Origin of the sequence: Lactobacillus taiwanensis (genome assembly GCF_017894345.1) — a bacterium.
GTDB lineage: Bacteria > Bacillota > Bacilli > Lactobacillales > Lactobacillaceae > Lactobacillus > Lactobacillus taiwanensis.
In genome coordinates this window covers 994900-1013272 of the sequence record NZ_CP059276.1, presented here as the reverse complement: position 1 = coordinate 1013272, position 18373 = coordinate 994900, and the positions used below count along the sequence as shown (strand labels likewise).

General features: G+C 33.3%; 17 protein-coding genes, 6 pseudogenes and 1 other annotated feature. Of the genes and pseudogenes, 20 read left to right on the top strand and 3 right to left on the bottom strand.

Annotated elements, in window-relative coordinates:
• Positions 1-23 precede the first annotated feature (23 nt).
• The 4 genes and pseudogenes from H1A07_RS04870 to H1A07_RS04855 all read left to right on the top strand — a co-directional run bounded on the left by H1A07_RS04870 (position 24) and on the right by H1A07_RS04855 (position 3678).
• Entirely contained in the window at positions 24-692 is a 669-nt protein-coding gene (locus H1A07_RS04870; protein ID WP_210144482.1) for a PepSY domain-containing protein, read from the top strand.
• A 173-nt stretch (positions 693-865) separates the two neighbouring features.
• Positions 866-1459, top strand: a pseudogene (locus H1A07_RS04865) (NAD(P)H-binding protein).
• 277 nt (positions 1460-1736) lie between these two features.
• Positions 1737-2769, top strand: a pseudogene (locus H1A07_RS04860) (zinc-binding dehydrogenase).
• A gap of 162 nt (positions 2770-2931) precedes the next feature.
• A complete protein-coding gene (locus H1A07_RS04855) occupies positions 2932-3678 on the top strand; it encodes a DUF4097 family beta strand repeat-containing protein (protein WP_210144480.1) in 747 nt (248 codons plus the stop codon).
• Between the two features lie 100 nt (positions 3679-3778).
• Here H1A07_RS04855 and H1A07_RS04850 read toward each other — a convergent pair whose 3' ends face one another.
• Entirely contained in the window at positions 3779-4828 is a 1050-nt protein-coding gene (locus tag H1A07_RS04850) for an IS30 family transposase (protein ID WP_023599436.1), read from the bottom strand.
• Between the two features lie 221 nt (positions 4829-5049).
• On the opposite strand from H1A07_RS04850, the gene H1A07_RS04845 reads away from it, so the two are divergent.
• From H1A07_RS04845 to H1A07_RS04805, 9 genes and pseudogenes are all read left to right on the top strand, one after another.
• Complete coding sequence (locus H1A07_RS04845; RefSeq protein ID WP_210144478.1) at positions 5050-5412, top strand: Fic family protein; 363 nt, start codon at positions 5050-5052, stop codon at positions 5410-5412.
• Positions 5413-5470: 58 nt separating this feature from the next.
• Positions 5471-5716: a binding site (T-box leader), on the top strand.
• 60 nt (positions 5717-5776) lie between these two features.
• The gene (brnQ, locus tag H1A07_RS04840) at positions 5777-7153 is read left to right on the top strand and encodes a branched-chain amino acid transport system II carrier protein (protein ID WP_172972223.1); all 1377 of its coding nucleotides are present in this window, start codon (positions 5777-5779) and stop codon (positions 7151-7153) included.
• A gap of 210 nt (positions 7154-7363) precedes the next feature.
• Positions 7364-7736 (top strand): annotated as a pseudogene (locus tag H1A07_RS10480) (ABC transporter ATP-binding protein); the annotation flags it as partial.
• Positions 7725-8165, top strand: a pseudogene (locus H1A07_RS10475) (NAD(P)-dependent oxidoreductase); the annotation flags it as partial. The pseudogenes H1A07_RS10480 and H1A07_RS10475, both read left to right, overlap by 12 nt.
• Positions 8165-8729 (top strand): annotated as a pseudogene (locus H1A07_RS04825) (AAA family ATPase); the annotation flags it as partial. The pseudogenes H1A07_RS10475 and H1A07_RS04825, both read left to right, overlap by 1 nt.
• 40 nt (positions 8730-8769) lie before the next feature.
• Positions 8770-9042: a hypothetical protein gene (locus H1A07_RS04820; protein WP_210144476.1), complete on the top strand. Its 273-nt coding sequence runs from the start codon at positions 8770-8772 to the stop codon at positions 9040-9042.
• Positions 9043-9194: 152 nt separating this feature from the next.
• Positions 9195-10382 (top strand): amidohydrolase, encoded by a 1188-nt coding sequence (locus tag H1A07_RS04815; RefSeq protein WP_210144474.1) that lies wholly within the window; start codon positions 9195-9197, stop codon positions 10380-10382.
• 160 nt (positions 10383-10542) lie between these two features.
• Positions 10543-11352 (top strand): Fic family protein, encoded by an 810-nt coding sequence (locus H1A07_RS04810; RefSeq protein WP_210144472.1) that lies wholly within the window; start codon positions 10543-10545, stop codon positions 11350-11352.
• A 163-nt stretch (positions 11353-11515) separates the two neighbouring features.
• The gene (locus H1A07_RS04805; RefSeq protein WP_094498358.1) at positions 11516-11968 is read left to right on the top strand and encodes a hypothetical protein; all 453 of its coding nucleotides are present in this window, start codon (positions 11516-11518) and stop codon (positions 11966-11968) included.
• 67 nt (positions 11969-12035) lie between these two features.
• Here H1A07_RS04805 and H1A07_RS04800 read toward each other — a convergent pair whose 3' ends face one another.
• Positions 12036-12368: a putative quinol monooxygenase gene (locus H1A07_RS04800; protein WP_210144470.1), complete on the bottom strand. Its 333-nt coding sequence runs from the start codon at positions 12366-12368 to the stop codon at positions 12036-12038.
• A gap of 138 nt (positions 12369-12506) precedes the next feature.
• The gene (tpx, locus tag H1A07_RS04795) at positions 12507-13001 is read right to left on the bottom strand and encodes a thiol peroxidase (protein WP_210144468.1); all 495 of its coding nucleotides are present in this window, start codon (positions 12999-13001) and stop codon (positions 12507-12509) included.
• A 208-nt stretch (positions 13002-13209) separates the two neighbouring features.
• Here tpx and H1A07_RS04790 point away from each other — a divergent pair, with 208 nt between their 5' ends.
• From H1A07_RS04790 to H1A07_RS04760, 7 genes and pseudogenes are all read left to right on the top strand, one after another.
• A complete protein-coding gene (locus H1A07_RS04790) occupies positions 13210-14061 on the top strand; it encodes an ABC transporter ATP-binding protein (protein WP_094497264.1) in 852 nt (283 codons plus the stop codon).
• On the top strand, positions 14061-14915 hold the full coding sequence (locus H1A07_RS04785) for an ABC transporter permease (RefSeq protein ID WP_210144466.1): 855 nt from the start codon (positions 14061-14063) through the stop codon (positions 14913-14915). The genes H1A07_RS04790 and H1A07_RS04785 overlap by 1 nt, the downstream gene beginning before the upstream one ends.
• Before the next feature lie 3 nt (positions 14916-14918).
• Positions 14919-15371: a LytTR family DNA-binding domain-containing protein gene (locus H1A07_RS04780; protein ID WP_094497268.1), complete on the top strand. Its 453-nt coding sequence runs from the start codon at positions 14919-14921 to the stop codon at positions 15369-15371.
• A gap of 1 nt (position 15372) precedes the next feature.
• Positions 15373-15768: a DUF3021 domain-containing protein gene (locus H1A07_RS04775; RefSeq protein WP_057719251.1), complete on the top strand. Its 396-nt coding sequence runs from the start codon at positions 15373-15375 to the stop codon at positions 15766-15768.
• 46 nt (positions 15769-15814) lie between these two features.
• On the top strand, positions 15815-16546 hold the full coding sequence (locus tag H1A07_RS04770) for a Fic family protein (RefSeq protein WP_210144464.1): 732 nt from the start codon (positions 15815-15817) through the stop codon (positions 16544-16546).
• A 110-nt stretch (positions 16547-16656) separates the two neighbouring features.
• Positions 16657-16922 (top strand): annotated as a pseudogene (locus H1A07_RS10190) (cupin domain-containing protein); the annotation flags it as partial.
• Between the two features lie 262 nt (positions 16923-17184).
• A complete protein-coding gene (locus H1A07_RS04760) occupies positions 17185-18234 on the top strand; it encodes an IS30-like element ISLjo1 family transposase (protein ID WP_023599651.1) in 1050 nt (349 codons plus the stop codon).
• Positions 18235-18373: the final 139 nt, after the last annotated feature.

Here is an 18373-nt window from a genome sequence, read left to right as displayed (position 1 = left end):
AGAAAAAAGTGAGGACATTATTTATGAAAACAAATATTAAAAGATTATCTTTGGCAGCTGCAGTTTTAGGTTTGGTAATGGGTGGAACAAGTTTAACCTTAATTAATCAAGTTCATGCTTCAACAGGAGCACAAACTACTCAGCAAACTAAAAATGCAACTATCAATATTTCTCAAAGTGATGCAATTAATAAATTCAATGAAAAGTTTGGCTCTAAATCAATTAAAGAAATTGAAGTAAAAAATAAAAAAGATAAATATATTTATGAAGTAGAGGGCTTTGATTCAGAAAAAGAATATAAAGTTAAAATCGATGCTAATACTGGTAAGATTTTAAAAGCTAAGTCAGAGAAACTTGATGATGATGAAAAGAAACAAGAAGCATTAGATCTTAGCAATCTTATGAGTCGTGGTGAGGCTACAAAGTTAGCCCAAACAAAAGCTTCTGGTCAGGCTGTTAAGTGGTCTTTAGAAATGGATAATAATAAGCCAGTTTGGAAAGTTGAATTTAAAGACGGCAATAAGGAAATTGAAGTCAAAATCGACGCTAAAGATCAAAAGATCCTAAAAGTAGAAACTGATGATAAAAAAGATAGCAAGGATAAGCACGCTAAAGATCATAGTGAGTCAAAAAATAAAGATCGTGATCATGACAAGAACAAAAAGAGTGAACGCAATGATACTAACGATTAAGATGACTCAAAATCTGATGACAATTAAATAAGCAGTAGAAAAAGAGATTAGTGGGTAAAGCTGATCTCTTTTTCTATAAGTAAAACTTATTAATTGGACAGTCAATTTGCGATTGGTTGAAAGAACGTTAGTCTGTATTATTAACTATGAAATCAAAAAAAGGTGACTTGTTAATAAAGAATGTATTGATTATTGGAGCTCCTGGTACTGTTGGGCGCAGCTGTTAGAAAAACATTATTGGGTGAAACTGATGACTTTTTGACTCCCTTTTCAAGAAATGCCGAGAGATTAAATATAAATCCAGATAGAGAGAGGATAATTTCTGGTTCACTAACAAATAGTTTAGCTTTAGATAAAGCAATGAAGGGACAAGAGGTAGTATTTGCTGCTTTGTCTGGTAATTTGGCTGAATTTGCACGTGATATTGTAGTAGCAATGAAGCGTAACGATGTGCAAAGACTTATTTTTATTACGTCTATGGGTATCTATGGAGAAGTTCCACTATCAATGGGTGGAACGTTTGAAAAGGTAAGTCCAGTTCTTTGTCCATATCGAGAAGCTGCTGACGTAATTGAAGCATCCGACTTAAATTACACCATTATTCGTCCTGGCTGGGTCCAGTTGATTATAGAATTACGCATAAGGGCGAAGAATTTGGCGGATATGACGTTTCAGTCGCTTCAATTGCCGATTTAGTTAAAAAATTAGTTGAAGATCCTAATTTAGATTCACGAGATAGTGTTAGAATCAATACGCCAGAAAATTAAGAAATGTAGAGGACAAAAATATGGAGAAGCAAGTTGTAGTTTTATTTGGTAATGGAGCAATCGAGAAAGCAATAGTTCGTCGAAATTATCAGAATTGGGTGAAAAAGCTAATAAAAAGTTAGCTATGACACCTGCTGAAGATTTATTAGATTTAGATATTTTACAAGAAGATGTTATTACTGATTTTTGAATAGTAGCATGTTTTTTCAGTAATTTTGTTGAGAAGATTTTTCATTTAACCTAATTATGTGAGTTGATGAAATGAAAGGATATAGATATGAAAGCAGCAGTTTTTGTAGAACCTGGTAAAGTAAAAGTAAAAGAAGTTGAGAAGCCCCAGATTGATGGAGAAAATCAAGCTATTATTCTTGTAATTCGTGCCAGTGTTTGTGGTTCAGATTTATGGTGGTTTAGAGGAGTTGCTGATCGTGAAAGTGGCTCATTAATTGGTCACGAAGCAATTGGTGTTGTTGAAGAGTTCAGCAATGATGTAAAAGATATTAAGCCAAATGACTTTGTCATTGTTTCATTTACTCATGGATGGGGACACTGTGTCGCATGCACTAACGGTTTTGAAGATAATTGTTTAAATCAAAAGCCAGAAACTAATGGTGGCTCTCAAACTGAGCACATGAAATATGAACCAGCTAATTCTGGTTTAGTAAAGATTTATAGTAAGTCAGAAGATTATACTGATGATCAATTGGCATCCCTTCAAACTTTGTCTGACGTAATGGCAACTGGTTATAAACGGTGAAGTAAAACCAGGCTACACTATAGCAGTGATTGGGGACGGTGCAGTTGGTCTTGCTGGAGTAATTGGTGCTAAGCTATTAGGTGCTGAAAAGATCATTCTTTTATCTCACCATGATGATCGTGCACAATTAGATAAAGAATTCGGTGCAATCGATGTTGTATCTAGTCGGGATGAACAAGCTGTTAAAGATATACTTGCTTTAACAAAAGAGAATGCTGGTGCGGATGCAGTCTTAGAATGTGTTGGTGCAGAAAGTGTAATTGAACAAGCTGGTCAAATTGCTCGCCCAGGTGCTGTTATTGGTAGAGTAGGTGTACCACATGCAGAACCTAAGTCAAACCAATTGTTTTGGAAGAACTTGGGTCTTCGCGGAGCTATTGCATCAGTAACTAAGCCTAATAAGGAAGTATTATTGCAAGCAGTTCTTGATGGTAAGATTAACCCAGGTAAGGTCTTTACTAAGAGTTTTGATTTGGATCATATCCAAGAAGCTTACGAAGCTATGAGCAATCGTGAAGCTATTAAGTCATTGATTATTGTTAATAATAAGTAATTTTCTTAAATAGGATTAATAAAAAGGTAGCTCAGCTGCCTTTTTTTGCATGTTAGATGTAATTTTTTACCACTTAGTTAAATTTCGTTGAAAATTATCTCTCTGATAGTAAAATTAAATTCAAATAAGATTAATGAACGAATAATAAAAGAGGTATATAAAATGTTTTTCAGTAAAAATGAAGAAGATAAAGCTAAGTTAGTTAATGAAGTTTTAAGCAAAGACAGTTTTGATAAGTTAAATATTGAATTGATTGATATTGATCTTAAGATTGAATTTGGTAATAGCTTTGAAATTCATTATCGTGGTCCTTTGGATGAAAAGCCAAGCGTAGAATTTAAGAATGATGTTCTTGAGGTTAAAGAACCAAAGGTAGATCGTAACCATGGTAAATTTTGGAAAAAAGGTTTTATTGAAGTAAATGTAGTTAGTCATAATGACAGTGGCAACTTGGTTGTTACAGTTCCTGATGGTCATCATTTAAGTGAGATAAAAACGACTACAGTAAGTGGTGATACAGATATTAAGAATTTGATTGTTGATTCTTTAGCTGTTTTTGCAGTAAGTGGCGATATAAATTTGAATAAAGTTAAGTCTGATGAAGTAAAATTAACTACAACTTCAGGAGACATTGATCTAAAAAAAGTAGCAGTAAGACAAGGAAAAGTGAAATTAACAAGCGGTGACTTTAAAATAGAAGATAGTACGGTTTTTGATGAACTTAAAGTTTCAACAACTTCAGGAGATAATTTAGTTAAAGACGTAAAAGCTGCTCAGTATCGACTGAGTACTTTAAGTGGGGATAATTCACTCTTTGGGAAAAATAGATCAACTGAAAAAGTAAATAGTGGAAATAGTGAAGGCACTATTGTTTTAAGTACTTTATCGGGAGATAATACGGTCAAGTAACTTAGTTGAAAAGAAACAAGGCTGATTATAAAAATAGAATATGAAAAAACGCCATAATTTAAAAAATCGCAAATTGCAATAATAAATTGAACACTTTTAGTTAAGCTGCTTGATAGATTAGATCTAATTCTCTTTCAAAGATTTCATCTGGTGTATGATAGGCCAGTATCTTTCTTGGCAAAGAATTGCACCAGGTTTCAATATTAATGATGTCTTGTAAAGAATAGTTAGCTATTGCTTCTCCCTTAGGAATGAATCTGCGAATAAGACCATTGTGTCTTTCAACTGTTCCCTTATCACAAGAAGTGTAAGGATGGGCATAGTAAACCAGTGTATTGGATACTTTTTCTAGGTTGGAAAGATCTGCAAACTCTGAGCCATTATCAGTGGTAATGGTTTTAAAAATATCATTCCAATGTTCGCTGTATTGCCTTTGGAGTTCTTTAAAGGCCTGCATGACACTGACAGAAGTCTTGTCAGGAATACGAAGAATTAAAAACTCACGACTCATACGCTCAGATAAGGTTAGCAGTACCTCATCATCTTTGCTCTTATGTCCGAGAACTAAATCGCATTCCCAATGACCGAATTCATTACGTTTATTGATCTCTTTAGGACGTTCTTCAATGCTTCTGCCAAGTTTTTTCTTATTTTTGCGAATACGATGAAGCTTAGTATTGCGTTTAAGCTTCTCTGGCAAGTCGTAATTATGTATATCTAATAGACCTTGGTCGACATAATTGTAAAGAGTCTTAGTACAGACAACATCTCTGCTGCTAAATGCGCCAACAGCAGTAGCACGATTACTGCACACATCAAGCGACCAGCCATCTTTAAAAAAATGCTTGTGGACATAGCGCATGAATTGAGTTTTCCTGAGAAAGTCTGATTTGCGCCCACAATTTTTACGATGAGCTTGATATGCATCATGCCCTTGAGTAGCCTTATATCTTTTGACTTTGCCATGATACAGTTCTACAGTACCACGCTTAACCTCATAGCTGATAGTAGAAGGAGAACAGTTTAATTCACGGGCGATGGCACGCAAAGAATAGCCATCTTTCAAACGCAATTGAATAATAACTCTTTCCTCGAATGATAAATGCTTGCCTTTAATGTGCTGATTCATGGTAGAATGTAAAGAGTCCATTTTGACCTCCAATAGAAAGTTTTTGTGGTTATTAACATTCTATCAAACAGGTCCGAATGGACTTTTTATTTTTTATCAAGTGTTCAATTTAATTTTACAATCAGCGTAATTTAAAAAATGGCGTTTTTTTTAATTATGAAGATTAATAATAAGGGTATATTCTGAAAAATAAAAGAGATTATTTAAGGATAAAATTATGAATACAAAAAATTAAACCAGCAATGGGAGATTTGGTTGACTGGGCAAATAATAAAGACAAAATCTATCCAGTAAAATATGCTACGGATTTATATTTTAAATTTGTGTCAATTCATTCATTTGGAAATGGTAATGGTAGGACAGCTAGATTATTGATGAATTTAGCATTAATAGAAGCAGGGTATCCAGCAGTGAACGTGTTTCCAGACAAAAAATCTAGAAACAAATACATAGATGTTTTAGCAAATAGGAGATTAGAGAATGCCTCTGAAATTTTTGAGAATTTAATTGGAGAATATACGGAAAAAGCGTTAAAAAATCGTATAAAAATACTTGAATTAAACGAACATAATATCGAACAAGCAAGAAAAGAAATAAATTTATAAAAAAAATATTGACATTTATGATGTTTATATTAAAATAGTTTATAACAATTTAATTAATCTGAAAACAAAGAGAAAGAAGAGTAATTTAGTTTTAGTTTACAGCGAGTCTCGTTAGGTGTGAGGAGATAATTTCTAAGATTAAATGAAAATCACTTTCGAGTTCTAATTCTTAATTTTAAGTAAGAAAAAGTGGGAGCACCCATTATAGTGCCTGCGTATCGTTAAGTTATTGACTGCACGTGAAAGGTGTTGCTAGTGATAGCAATATAAACAAAGGGTGGTACCACGCTAAAGCGTCCCTCAACTAAATAGTTTAGTTGGGGGATTTTTTTGTATTCAGAGATATTTTTTGGAGGGAAAGAATATGATGACAGATACATCACGTAAATTAACATGGAAGGATTATCTAGTAGTCGCTTCCTTGCTATTTGGTTTATTCTTTGGGGCAGGTAACCTAATTTTCCCATTGCATTTGGGACAACTGGCTGGATCGAATTGGGGAACAGCTGCTGTTGGATTTTTAATCACTGGTGTATTACTGCCTTTATTATCAGTTTTAGCTGTTGCAATTACACATGCTGATGGTGTGTATGACATCGGAAAACCATTAGGTGCAGCTTTCGCAGTAGTATTTATGGTTTTAATCCATGCTACAATTGGTCCTTTATTTGGTACACCAAGAACAGCAACTGTTTCGTTCACAGTAGGAATTGCGCCATTTGTTCCTAAGAGTATGCAAGGACCTGCTTTATTAATTTTTTCTGCTTTGTTCTTTTTAGCGGCTTTTGGCTTTTCTTACCATCAAAATAATATTTTATCTAATGTTGGTAAAGTATTAAATCCACTATTTTTATCTCTATTATTTTTGGTATTTGTTGTAGCTTTTGCTCGTCCTTTAGGAAACCCTCAAACCGCTGCTGTTACTGCTGCTTACAAGCATGGTGCTTTAGTTAACGGGTTCTTAGAAGGATATAATACAATGGATGCTTTAGCAGGATTAGCCTTTGGTGTGACTGTTGTTACAGCAGTACGTGGCATGGGACAAAAGAATGCGAGAAGTGTTTCAAAAGTTGTTGCTAAGTCTGGTTTCTTAGCTGTTTTAGCTATCGGATTTATCTACTTATTGTTAATCTTAATGGGTGCAATGTCCTTAGGTCGTTTCAAAGTTTCTGATAACGGTGGTGTTGCATTTAACCAAATTGTTAATGTTTATGGTGGTGTCTTTGGTCAAGCATTACTTGCTTTCTTATTGACTATTACTTGTTTGACTACAGCCGTTGGTTTGGTTGCTGCTTTTGCTCAAGACTTCCACAAGCATTTCCCACAAGTTAGCTACCACGCTTGGTTAGCACTTAGCTGCTTGGCATCATTTTCAGCTGCTAACTTTGGTTTAGATACAATCATCGCTTGGTCAACCCCAATGCTAATGTTCCTATATCCTTTATCAATGGTATTAATTTTATTATCTGTCTGCTCACCATTGTTTAAGACGGACGGCGTTGTTTACTTCTTTGTAATCGTATTTACAGTTGTTCCAGCATTAGGAGATATGGTAGTAGCATTTCCAAGTGTTGTAAGTCAAAGCTCATTTGGTTTGGCAGTGGCTTCTGTAAGAAATCATTTACCATTGGCTAATATGGGACTTTCATGGCTTGTACCAGCTTTGGTTGGTTTAGCAATTGGACTAGTTGTTCATTTTGTTAAAAATAAGAAAGTTACTTCTACACTAGAGGAAGATTAAAGGAAAACTCTGCTAAATTAATTTTGGCAGAGTTTTTTCTTTGCAAAAAATAAATAACGATTGAGTGCCCTTATAGCAAGACTTAAAAATAATTAGTAAAAGTCAAGCCTAACATTATATTTCTAATAGGTTTATATCATCTATATGTTGTGTGCCTACAAAAAGTAAAAACACTAAATATAAAGCAACGAATAAAAAGTGAGGATTCAGATGGCTACTTTGAAAATAAAAGATGTAAATGTTGAAGTCGAAGATAAAGATAAAAAGACTAGATAAAAGATTTTAAAAGGTGTAAATCTTATTCTTAAAACTGGTGAAATTCATGCAATTATGGGAAATCCACGTTATCACATTACTGAAGGAGATATTTTATTAAATGATGAAAGTATCATTAATATGCCAGTTGATGAGCGTGCTAGAAAAGGACTGTTTTTAGCTATGCAGTATCCAGCAGAAGTTCCTGGTGTAACTAATGCGGAATTTTTACGTGCTGCAATTAATGCGCGTCGTCCAAAGAACAATCTCGATTATGGACTTTTTAAAAGAACTAGATAAAAATCTTGATTTATTAGACATGAAGGATATTTTTATGACTTTTTCCAGTAAACTAAATTATTTTGATTCCTACGGAAGTGGCCAGCATGCTAAGATGGCTAACCAAATTATGATTGCCGGTACAATGACAGGAATGCTGGTATATGCCAAAGCTGCTGGGCTTAATTTAAAGCAAATTTGTCAAACTTTGCAATCAGGTGCTGCAGAAAACTTTAGCTTAGGCACATATGGCCCTCGAATTTAAAAAGGTGACTATACACCTGGATTTTTTGCAAAGCACATTTTAAAAGATTTACGAATTGCACTTGAAGAGGCAGAAAAGATGAATTTAGATTTGCCTGCAACTAGGGAAGCTAAACGCTTATGTGAAATCTTAGTTGATGATCAAAAGCTTGGTGATGATCAAAAGCTTGGTGATGATGGTACGCAAGCTTTAATTAAGTTGTGGTGGAAATAATGAGATTTAAAACGCCACTAGCAGATCGAATGAGACCGCAGATACTGGATGAATTAGTTGGTCAGCATGAATTTGTTAGATGAAGGGATGCCGTTGCGCCGGATTATTGATCAAAAAGTGGCAATTTCAGTTATTCTTTGGGGTCCTCCAGGAACTGGAAAATCGAGTTTCGCACAAATTATTGCTAAAAAGTTTGATTATCCTTTAGTTCAATTTAATGCTTCAATCGATAATAAAGTAAAGTTAGAGCAGTTTATTAAAACATATCCTTATCAGCCATTCGTTTTACTGAGTGATGAAATTCATTGGATGACTAAAAATTTACAAGATTTTCTTTTACCGTATTTAGAAAACGGCCATATTTTATTAGTTGGAGCCACAACTGAAAATCCGATTATGTCGATCGTGCCAGCTGTTAGATCGCGGTGTCAAATTTTTGAATTTAATGCTTTAAGTGATTCCGATATTGAAAATGTTCTCCAAAGAGCGGCAACAGAAAATTTTAAGTTAACATCCAAGCAAGTAGAAGAAAATAGTCTTTCTCTGATTGCTCAACCAGCAGAAATTAAACTAGCAGCAACGACATTTAGAATTAATAATTAATTTGCTATTTAATCAAATTGCACCAATTAGTGATACTGTTTTACCGGCTGAGTACCATGCATACTTTACTGATGAAGATGGTAAATTAATTTCAAATAACGTAGTAATCGAAGCCAATCGCACTGGGTCAGCAGCAGATCGTACGATTGCCATCACAATCACGATGCAAAATATGCAATATAATCTTGATAAGAAATACTATTTAGTAATTGAACGTGAAGGTAGTACGGAAGAGCCAAAACGATTTGAATATAGTATGGATTTGATTAACTAAATAGTTTTGCAAACCCAAAAGCATCTCAACAATAAGGTTGAGATGTTTTTATTTTAGATGCGTTTAATATGCTCTCTTCAGTGTCAAATTTTATCTTTCGAATGGTCTTCAGATTATAATTTAATTGTTAAGCCACATAATGGAGGGTTATTATGGATGCAAATTTTGAATCAGAATTAATGCAACTTTTAGATGAACATAAAGATGAAATGATTAAGATTCGTCGGTATCTACATGAACATCCCGAACCATCTTTTCATGAAAAGCACACCGCAGAGTTTATTAAGAACTACTATCGGGATTTAGATTGTAAAGTACATGATTGTGGTGACGGGTATGGCATTGTAGTAGATATTAATGCAGATAAACCAGGTAAAAAATTAGCCTGGCGTGCTGATTTTGATGCACTGCAGATACAAGAGGATAATGATTTACCCTTTAAATCACAGAATCCTGGTGTAATGCATGCTTGTGGGCATGATGGACATACTGCATATTTATTAGTTTTAGGGAAATGTCTAATTCAATTAAAAGACAAAATTAATGGTAGCATTCGCTTAATTCATCAACCGGCTGAAGAAGTGGCACCTGGTGGTGCTTTATCAATGATTAAAGACGGTGCCTTAGATGACGTTGATGATATTTGTGGTATTCACGTGATGAGCACGATGCCTACGGAAACAGTTCAGCTTCATGCAGGACCAACGCAAACTGGACGAGCAAACTTTGATCTTACTTTTACTGGTAAGGGTGGACATGCTTCAATGCCACAACTAAGCAATGACGCAATTGTAGCTGGTTCGTATTTTGTTACTCAATTACAGACAATTGTCTCAAGAAGATTAAATCCATTTGAAGTGGGAAGTATAACTATCGGTTCCTTTGATGGAGTAGGTAGTTACAACGCAATTAAAGGTCAAGTTAAACTCAAAGGTGACGTGCGAGTAATGAGCAAAGAAACTCGTAAAGTAATTAAAGAAAATATTGAGCAGATTGTTAAAGGAACTGACGTAACTTTTGGTGTGAAGTCAAAACTTGATTATGACGATAATTATCCTGTTTTAATTAATAATCGTGACCTAACTAGGGAAGTAGAAACTTGGATTAAGGAAAGCGATATTCCAGAAGTAAGGGCCGTTAAAGATAGCGGTGTAGTAAATGCCTCAGAAGATTTTGCTTATTTTGCTCAAAAAAAGCCAGCTTGCTTCTTTTATGTAGGTTGCCAGCCTAAAGATGGTGGAATTTATCCGCATCACAGTCCTAAGTTCATGATGAATGAAGATTGTCTAATTATTTGTGCAAAATCTGCAGCAAGTGTGATTTGTCATTATTTTGCCTAAATAATAAAAACCTCCAAGACGGTATAAATCATAGTTAATCGATTAACTCTGAATTTTGTATCAATTTTTTGTTATAACAAAATTCAGAGTATTTCATCATATCTTATTCAGCGAGTATGCTTTAAAATATAGCTATAACATTGAGTTGGAGTGAACTAAGATGACATTTTCACAATTAACTGATTTGAAACAAAAAATGGATCGATTCAGACCTTTGACTAAAGACGAGATCAAATCAATTGAAAAGGAAAAGAAATTTGATCATGTGTGGTCTTCTAACGCTATAGAAGGCAGTTCTTTAACTAAATATGAAACTGCTGCATTGTTAGAAACTGGATTAACCGTTCATGGTAAACCATTAGCTGATCATTTGGCTGCTATAGATTTGAGTCGTGCATACGATTACGTTCAAGAATTAGCTACTGGTAAATTACCTCTGGATGAAATTGCAATTCGAGATATTAATCGTTTGGTTACATATTCTGATGATCCTACTAAACGACAAGCAGCAGGACAGTACAGACAAATTGAAGTATGGCCCAATGGAGTGCCTGAAGTGCATTATGCAAAAACGACTGAAATACCGAATAAGATGCATGAACTTCTTGAATGGTATCACTCTATAGAAGATAAAGAACATCCCGTTAAAATAGCTGCCTTACTTCATTTGAAATTTGTGACCATTCATCTTTTTAGAGATGGCAATGGCAGAACTGCAAGACTGTTAATGAATTTTGAATTAGTCAAGCATGGCTATTTGATTATTAATATTCAACCAGATAAGGATAGTCGTACTGCTTATATGAAAGCATTACGGGTAGCACAAGTTAAGAAACAAAATGATGAATTTTTAAATCTAGTTGCTGATTATGAAGAGTTTGAGTTGAATGATCGTATTCAATTGCTAACTAGAATTGAAAAGGAAAGAAAGATTGCAGCAAAACAGACTAGGTTAGATGATTTTAAGTAAAAATAAAAGGTGAAGACTCAATCTATGAAGTGCCTCATAATTGTTAGACATAAATCTAATGATTGTGAGGCACTTTTCATCCTTGTTAATTAGTTAAAATTGTTAAATAATTTTGTATAATAAAGTGGCAATTCAGTAAAGTTTGAGAGGATAGAAGCATAGTATGGAAAAGATAAAAGCAATTCAATTTAATTTTGAAAATTGTGAGTCTGAGCAAATTCCAATTGAGTATATTCCTTATTTCAATTTTAAAAATGTATATACTAACTTAAGCCATCGCTGGGACCATGAAGAAGAAGATAGTGATGTCCTTAAAACAGGTCTTGAATGTGATGGGTTTACTATGATTGCTGACTGGGATAGAGTAAATACCATTGAAACTTCGGAAGAATATAATTTAGCTGACCGGATTTCTAAATTCCATGATTTAGTTGATGTAGATTTGATTTTTAAATCTGGAAAAACTAAAAATATTTATATGCCTTGGGAAGATGCTAACTACGGTGAATCTAACGCTTTAATGATCGTCCTAAAATCTGATTCTAGTTCCTACGTTATTAATAGAAAGTTCAGCAATAGTACATTTTTAGAGGTTTATATAGAGAAAAAAGCGTAAGCCAATATCTTTTTTAGATGTTAGGCATACGCCTTTTTGTTAGTCTTTGAATATAGTTAAAACTCTATTATTTTCTAATAAATTTTTGATCACTACTTGGAACACTATTTTTATCAGAAATGTAACGCTCTACACGCATATGAAGATCATACTTATTACGTAGATCGGCTAATTCTTGCATCATTGGTGAAGCGTGGTGAGCATCAAGAGATTCTTGGTTTTTCCAGCTATCAATTAGAAGAATAGTTTCAGGATCATCTAATGGTATAAAGTACTTATATTTTTCATTTCCTGGTTCTTTTCGAATACGATCGGCTACACCACTACTTTCCATTTCTTCAGCAAATTTCCGTGCACTTCCATTTTTACCGGTATAGTAAAGATTAACCGTTAATGACATATCTAATCCTCCTTAATCATCCATCGTAGTTCCTTAGCACTTTTATATTAAAATTTAATCAAGAAAAAAAGAAGTGTTTATCGTTAAGATTTGAAAAAATCTGATAAGCACTTCTTTTATAAACTAATTTTGTTAATCTTAATGTAATTGTTTTAATTCATTTAATACTGCATCATAATTAGGTTCATGTGTAATTTCATCAACTAATTCACGGTATAAGATTTTACCATTCGGATCAAGGACCCAAACCGAGCGAGCAAGAATGCCAGATTCTGGAATTAATAATCCAGTGGCCTTACCAAATGACAAATTTTTATCCGACATCAATTGCATATTTTTAACATCTTCAGCTGCACACCAATTTTGTTGATCTTGGATAGTATTAGTTGAAATAGCTAAAAAATTAACATTTGGAAATTGATCCATTGTTTGGTTAAAAGTTTTAGTTTGAATGCTGCAGACAGGTGTGTTGATATCCGGTACAACACTGATTAAACTAACTTTACCTAATAAATTATCTTTAGTAACTTTATGCTTATCTTTATTTGAAACTGTAAAGTTTGGCATACTATCGCCAACTTCAGGTGGGATGCCGATTAATTTGACTTCTTTACCTTTAAAAGTAACTTTCATAAGATCACACTTTCTTTAATAGTTAATTCAAATATAGCAAATTAACTGTATTAACTTAAATATTATGCTTACTGATATTGATTTTAAAAAAATTTTGATTTTAAATTTATGCATCTTGTATTTTAAATTTAACCACTCATTTAAATAATGAATTATTTAAGTCTTTCTTTCTATATTCTAATAGTGAATTCAGAAAGGAAGACTTTTTATGTTAATTGAAACTTATAATTTAACTAAGAAATATGGTAAGAAATTGGCTTTGAATAAAGTTGATTTGAAAGTTGATCGTGGTCAATTAGTGGCTTATCTGGGGACTAACGGAGCAGGAAAATCAACGACGATTAATATTTTAACTGGCTTGTTAAAACCAACTAGTGGCACGATAACTTATGCTAAGGATTTGAAAATTGGCGTTGTTTTTCAAAATAGTGTTCTTGATGATGTCTTAAGCGTAAAAGATAATCTAAATTTGAGAGCACAGATGTATCATGATATTTCTAAAAATTGGCTTGAGCAATTAATTGATTTAATTGGAATTCGAAAATTCCTTAATCAAAAGTATGGCACTCTCTCAGGCGGTCAAAAGAGAAGAGTAGATATTGCACGAGCTTTAATTGATCGTCCTGATATTTTGTTTTTAGATGAGCCAACTACTGGGTTGGATTTACAGACTAGAATTGTAATCTGGAATCTCCTACAGAAACTTCAAAAAGAGCAGGGATTAACGATTTTTCTAACAACGCACTATTTAGAAGAAGCCGAAAATGCAGATCAAATGTATATTTTAGAAAATGGACAAGTGTTAGCTAATGGATCAGCTCATGAAATTAAGAATAAATATGCTCCAAGCAAATTAGTAATAAAACTAAATGAAAATCAACAGTTAACGACTGCTTATCCTGTTATTGCCAAAGATAAGCACATTGAACTTAATGGACTTGATAAAGATGAAGCGATTACGCTTCTTCATCAAAATCAAGCTAAGATAAAGTCTTTTGAATATCGGCAGGGTTCAATTGATGACGCCTTTATTAATATTGCTGGAAAGGAGCTACAATAATGTTTGCTTTAATTAAAAGAAATACTAAAATTTACTTTGCTAATAAACCGGGAGTAATTATGTCATGCTTTGGAGCATTGATTTCATTTGTAATTTATATTGGTTTTTTACAGCAAAATCTTGTTAGCTCCTGGCAAAATGTTCATCATGCAAAACAGTTGTTAGATCTTTGGATGCTAGGTGGAATTGTATCAATTGCAGGCATTACCACGTCTTTTCAAGCACTAGGTCAAATGGTGAGAGATAAAGAAAGTCATGCAATTGATGATATGAAACTTACTTCTTTAACGCCGGTTAGTGAAAGTATGGCCTATGTTGTATCAGCTACTATTGTTAGCTTTTTAATGCAAATCATTACATTTGCTGTTATGGCAGTATATTTTTCAGTAGTTGATAAAGCAGATGTAGTGCACAGTGCATATTTACCTTGTTTAGGATTCATGCTTTTGGGAGCACTTAGCGCAACATTATTAAATTTGATCATTGTAATGTTTATTAATTCTTCGACTACTTTTAGCCGTTTATCAGCTGTGATTGGTGCAGCAGCAGGATTTATGGTGGCAACTTATATGCCATATGGAACTTTATCAAAAACTGCTCAAAATATAGTAAAATTATTTCCAAGTAGTTATGAGGCAGCAAGTTTTAGAAGCTTGTTTTTGAATAAACTAAGTCAGCAAGATGTGCCAGCTAGAATGCGAGATCAATTAATTGAATATTTAGGAATTCATTTTAAATTTGGATCTTATCAACTAAATAATTTTGATAATGCTTTAGTGATTTTAGGGATGATTGTTATCTTAGCAATTGTTGGATCAATCTTGGCACTTTTGCTTAATAGAAAGAAGAAATAATACGTGGATGTTGAATTTCAGCTGAATCCTAATTTAGAAGATGATCAAATTGAGGTTAAAGTGGTTTCTGCAAGGCAAACGTCTAAGGTGAATAATCTTTTAGCATATATCAAAAACTTTGATAAAAAAGTAGATTCACTTTTACCTGTAAAAACTGAAGATCGAATTTTAACTATTAAGATAGAAGAGATTATCAAAGTAGAAGTTGAAAAGACAGAATTAAGTTTTTATACGACTAATGCTGTAATTAAGACTAATGGTCGTTTGTATCAGGTTTTAGAAAAGCTAAATAACGATTTTGTTCAAGTATCAAAGCATGGAATTATTAATTTGAATTATCTTGAATCGCTTGAAGCGGGTTTTACTGGTAATATGATTGCAAAGCTAGCTTGTAAACAGAAGACAGATGTTTCAAGAAGATACTTACCTAAGTTAGAAAAGAAGTTGGGATTATAAGATGAAAACATGGCAAAAAGCTTTAGATTATTTTGTGACAGGCATGGGATTTGGTGCAATTATCTATTTAGTAATTTTGGGAGTAACTTATGAAAATATCGGGGATCTAAGAGTCCCCTTAAACAGTGTATTCATAGTATTTGTATGTAGCGGATTAATTGGAGAATTGAGTTTCTTATTTGAAACAACTTTATCATATTTCTGGGCATTGATTTTACATCTGATAGGAACTTTTGTATTGTTTTCAATAATGATGCTTTTAAATCATTGGTTAATTAACTGGCAAACTTTACTTATTTTTGTTATTACATATGCGATTATTTGGCTAATAATTAGATTAATTCAAGAAAAAGACATTCGCCGGATTAATCGCCAAATTAAGAAGCGTAATGGTTGAGTGATAAAATATTATTAAATAATAGCTGATAGAAAGTGGCGTAGCAATGTATCCTGATAAATTTCATTTAACTCAAGAACAAAATCGACGTTTTACAAAGAAAAATTTAGTAAGATTAGTTTTTACTACTTCACGTTTTGAAGGCTTAAATACTACATTACCACAGACTCAAACTATTATTGACGGTATGAGTGCAGCAGGAGTTTCAATTGACGATACTAACGTGATTGTTCAATTAAAACGTGGCTGGCAATATGTAATTAGGGAAGATAAGCCTTTGTCTTTAAATATTGAGCAAAATATTAATTTGCTAGTAGCACGCTATGATTCATTAGATCCTGGTAGTTTTCGTACTGGAAATGTAATAGTAGAATTAGGAAATGATATAGGAAATGATAATGGAGAATGGCAGCCATCAGAAATTAATTTTGAACAAGAAAAGAAGTACTTTAATGAACTGATGCAAAAAGATACTTCTACTACTGATAAAGCTATGACTTTGATGTATCACAATATGAGAAATCAACTTTTTTGGGATGGAAATAAGAGAACTGCTACTTTAGCAGCTAATAAGTTAATGATTGACAATGGCGCTGGATTAATTAATGTGCCATTAAATAAATGGGATAAGTGGAATGAATTAATTAGTGAATTTTACTTAACTGGAAAAATGGATAAGTTAAAAGATTGGACTTATGAAAACGGAATTCAGGGAATTGGGTTTTCATTTGATCCTGGCTTACCTAGGCCAACTATTAATCCAGAAGATTATGAATAATCTGCATTCATGCCTTTAACGTATAATACAATATTACAAATAAATATTTTGCATGACATCATTTCTACTCTAAAATAAAAGTAAAGTTAGAAATGAAATAATAACATGTCAAAAATGAAGAAGAAGTAAAAAATAGTGTTTTTGGTTTTGGCGATTCAAATAAAGCTTTTGCCAAATTCTTTAAGGGTACAAGTACCTCAAGGCCTTAGCAGAGGGAAAGGCTGCACAAAAGATGCTTCTAGGCGATGTAGTAATTGCAAATCCTAATACTAAGTATTGGCATGGAGCTACTAAAGATCCATGGTTTGCTCATGTTGCTGTGAGGGTAGGCGATAGTAAGAATACATGGCTTGAACCTGTTTCTGATGAAGAATAGGATAAATTAGACTGATTAACCAGAAAATCCAGTATATAAATTATAATTAAACAGAAAAAATCCTACTAAAGTAGGACTATATCATAGAGTTTTGTCTTCTTTAAGAGAATTTTTTTATTTTAATTAGTTTTATAAATTAATGGAACATTTTTTAGTCGCTGATTGTAAAATTAAATTGAACACTTGATAAAAAATAAAAAGTCCATTCGGACCTGTTTGATAGAATGTTAATAACCACAAAAACTTTCTATTGGAGGTCAAAATGGACTCTTTACATTCTACCATGAACCAGCACGTTAAAGGCAAGCATTTATCATTTGAAGAGCGAGTTATTATTCAATTGCGTTTGAAAGATGGCTATTCTTTGCGTGCAATTGCCCGTGAACTTAACTGTTCTCCTTCTACTATCAGCTATGAGGTTAAGCGTGGCACTGTAAAACTGTATCATGGTAAAGTCAAAAAATATAAGGCTACTCAAGGGCATGATGCATATAAAGCTCATCGTAAAAATTGTGGGCGCAAATCAGACTTTCTCAGGAAAACTCAATTCATGCGCTATGTCCACAAGCATTTTTTTAAAGATGGCTGGTCGCTTGATGTGTGCAGTAATCGTGCTACTGCTGTTGGCGAATTCGCTAGCAGCGATGTTGTCTGCACCAAAACTCTTTATAATTACGTTGATCAAGGCTTATTAGGAATTTATAATTACGACTTGCCAGAGAAGCTTAAACGCAATACTAAGCTTCATCGTATTCGCAAAAATAAGAAAAAACTTGGCAGAAGCATTGAAGAACGTCCTAAAGAGATCAATAAACGTAATGAATTCGGTCATTGGGAATGCGATTTAGTTCTCGGACATAAGAGCAAAGATGATGAGGTACTGCTAACCTTATCTGAGCGTATGAGTCGTGAGTTTTTAATTCTTCGTATTCCTGACAAGACTTCTGTCAGTGTCATGCAGGCCTTTAAAGAACTCCAAAGGCAATACAGCGAACATTGGAATGATATTTTTAAAACCATTACCACTGATAATGGCTCAGAGTTTGCAGATCTTTCCAACCTAGAAAAAGTATCCAATACACTGGTTTACTATGCCCATCCTTACACTTCTTGTGATAAGGGAACAGTTGAAAGACACAATGGTCTTATTCGCAGATTCATTCCTAAGGGAGAAGCAATAGCTAACTATTCTTTACAAGACATCATTAATATTGAAACCTGGTGCAATTCTTTGCCAAGAAAGATACTGGCCTATCATACACCAGATGAAATCTTTGAAAGAGAATTAGATCTAATCTATCAAGCAGCTTAACTAAAAGTGTTCAATTTATTATTGCAATTTGCGAACATTTTTTAGTTAGAAATTATCATTAAAATCAATAAAAAATCGTGCTCATAATTAAATAATCGATATCAACTGTACTAAAATGATATCGATTGTTTTGATTGAG

Bases quoted from the DNA above. Each gene is read 5' to 3' on its own strand.
- H1A07_RS04870 (WP_210144482.1), top strand. From the start codon at position 24: ATGAAAACAAATATTAAAAGATTATCTTTGGCAGCTGCAGTTTTAGGT.
- H1A07_RS04855 (WP_210144480.1), top strand. From the start codon at position 2,932: ATGTTTTTCAGTAAAAATGAAGAAGATAAAGCTAAGTTAGTTAATGAA.
- H1A07_RS04850 (WP_023599436.1), bottom strand. From the start codon at position 4,828: ATGGACTCTTTACATTCTACCATGAATCAGCACATTAAAGGCAAGCAT.
- H1A07_RS04845 (WP_210144478.1), top strand. From the start codon at position 5,050: ATGGGAGATTTGGTTGACTGGGCAAATAATAAAGACAAAATCTATCCA.
- brnQ (WP_172972223.1), top strand. From the start codon at position 5,777: ATGATGACAGATACATCACGTAAATTAACATGGAAGGATTATCTAGTA.
- H1A07_RS04815 (WP_210144474.1), top strand. From the start codon at position 9,195: ATGGATGCAAATTTTGAATCAGAATTAATGCAACTTTTAGATGAACAT.
- H1A07_RS04810 (WP_210144472.1), top strand. From the start codon at position 10,543: ATGACATTTTCACAATTAACTGATTTGAAACAAAAAATGGATCGATTC.
- H1A07_RS04805 (WP_094498358.1), top strand. From the start codon at position 11,516: ATGGAAAAGATAAAAGCAATTCAATTTAATTTTGAAAATTGTGAGTCT.
- H1A07_RS04800 (WP_210144470.1), bottom strand. From the start codon at position 12,368: ATGTCATTAACGGTTAATCTTTACTATACCGGTAAAAATGGAAGTGCA.
- tpx (WP_210144468.1), bottom strand. From the start codon at position 13,001: ATGAAAGTTACTTTTAAAGGTAAAGAAGTCAAATTAATCGGCATCCCA.
- H1A07_RS04790 (WP_094497264.1), top strand. From the start codon at position 13,210: ATGTTAATTGAAACTTATAATTTAACTAAGAAATATGGTAAGAAATTG.
- H1A07_RS04785 (WP_210144466.1), top strand. From the start codon at position 14,061: ATGTTTGCTTTAATTAAAAGAAATACTAAAATTTACTTTGCTAATAAA.
- H1A07_RS04775 (WP_057719251.1), top strand. From the start codon at position 15,373: ATGAAAACATGGCAAAAAGCTTTAGATTATTTTGTGACAGGCATGGGA.
- H1A07_RS04770 (WP_210144464.1), top strand. From the start codon at position 15,815: ATGTATCCTGATAAATTTCATTTAACTCAAGAACAAAATCGACGTTTT.
- H1A07_RS04760 (WP_023599651.1), top strand. From the start codon at position 17,185: ATGGACTCTTTACATTCTACCATGAACCAGCACGTTAAAGGCAAGCAT.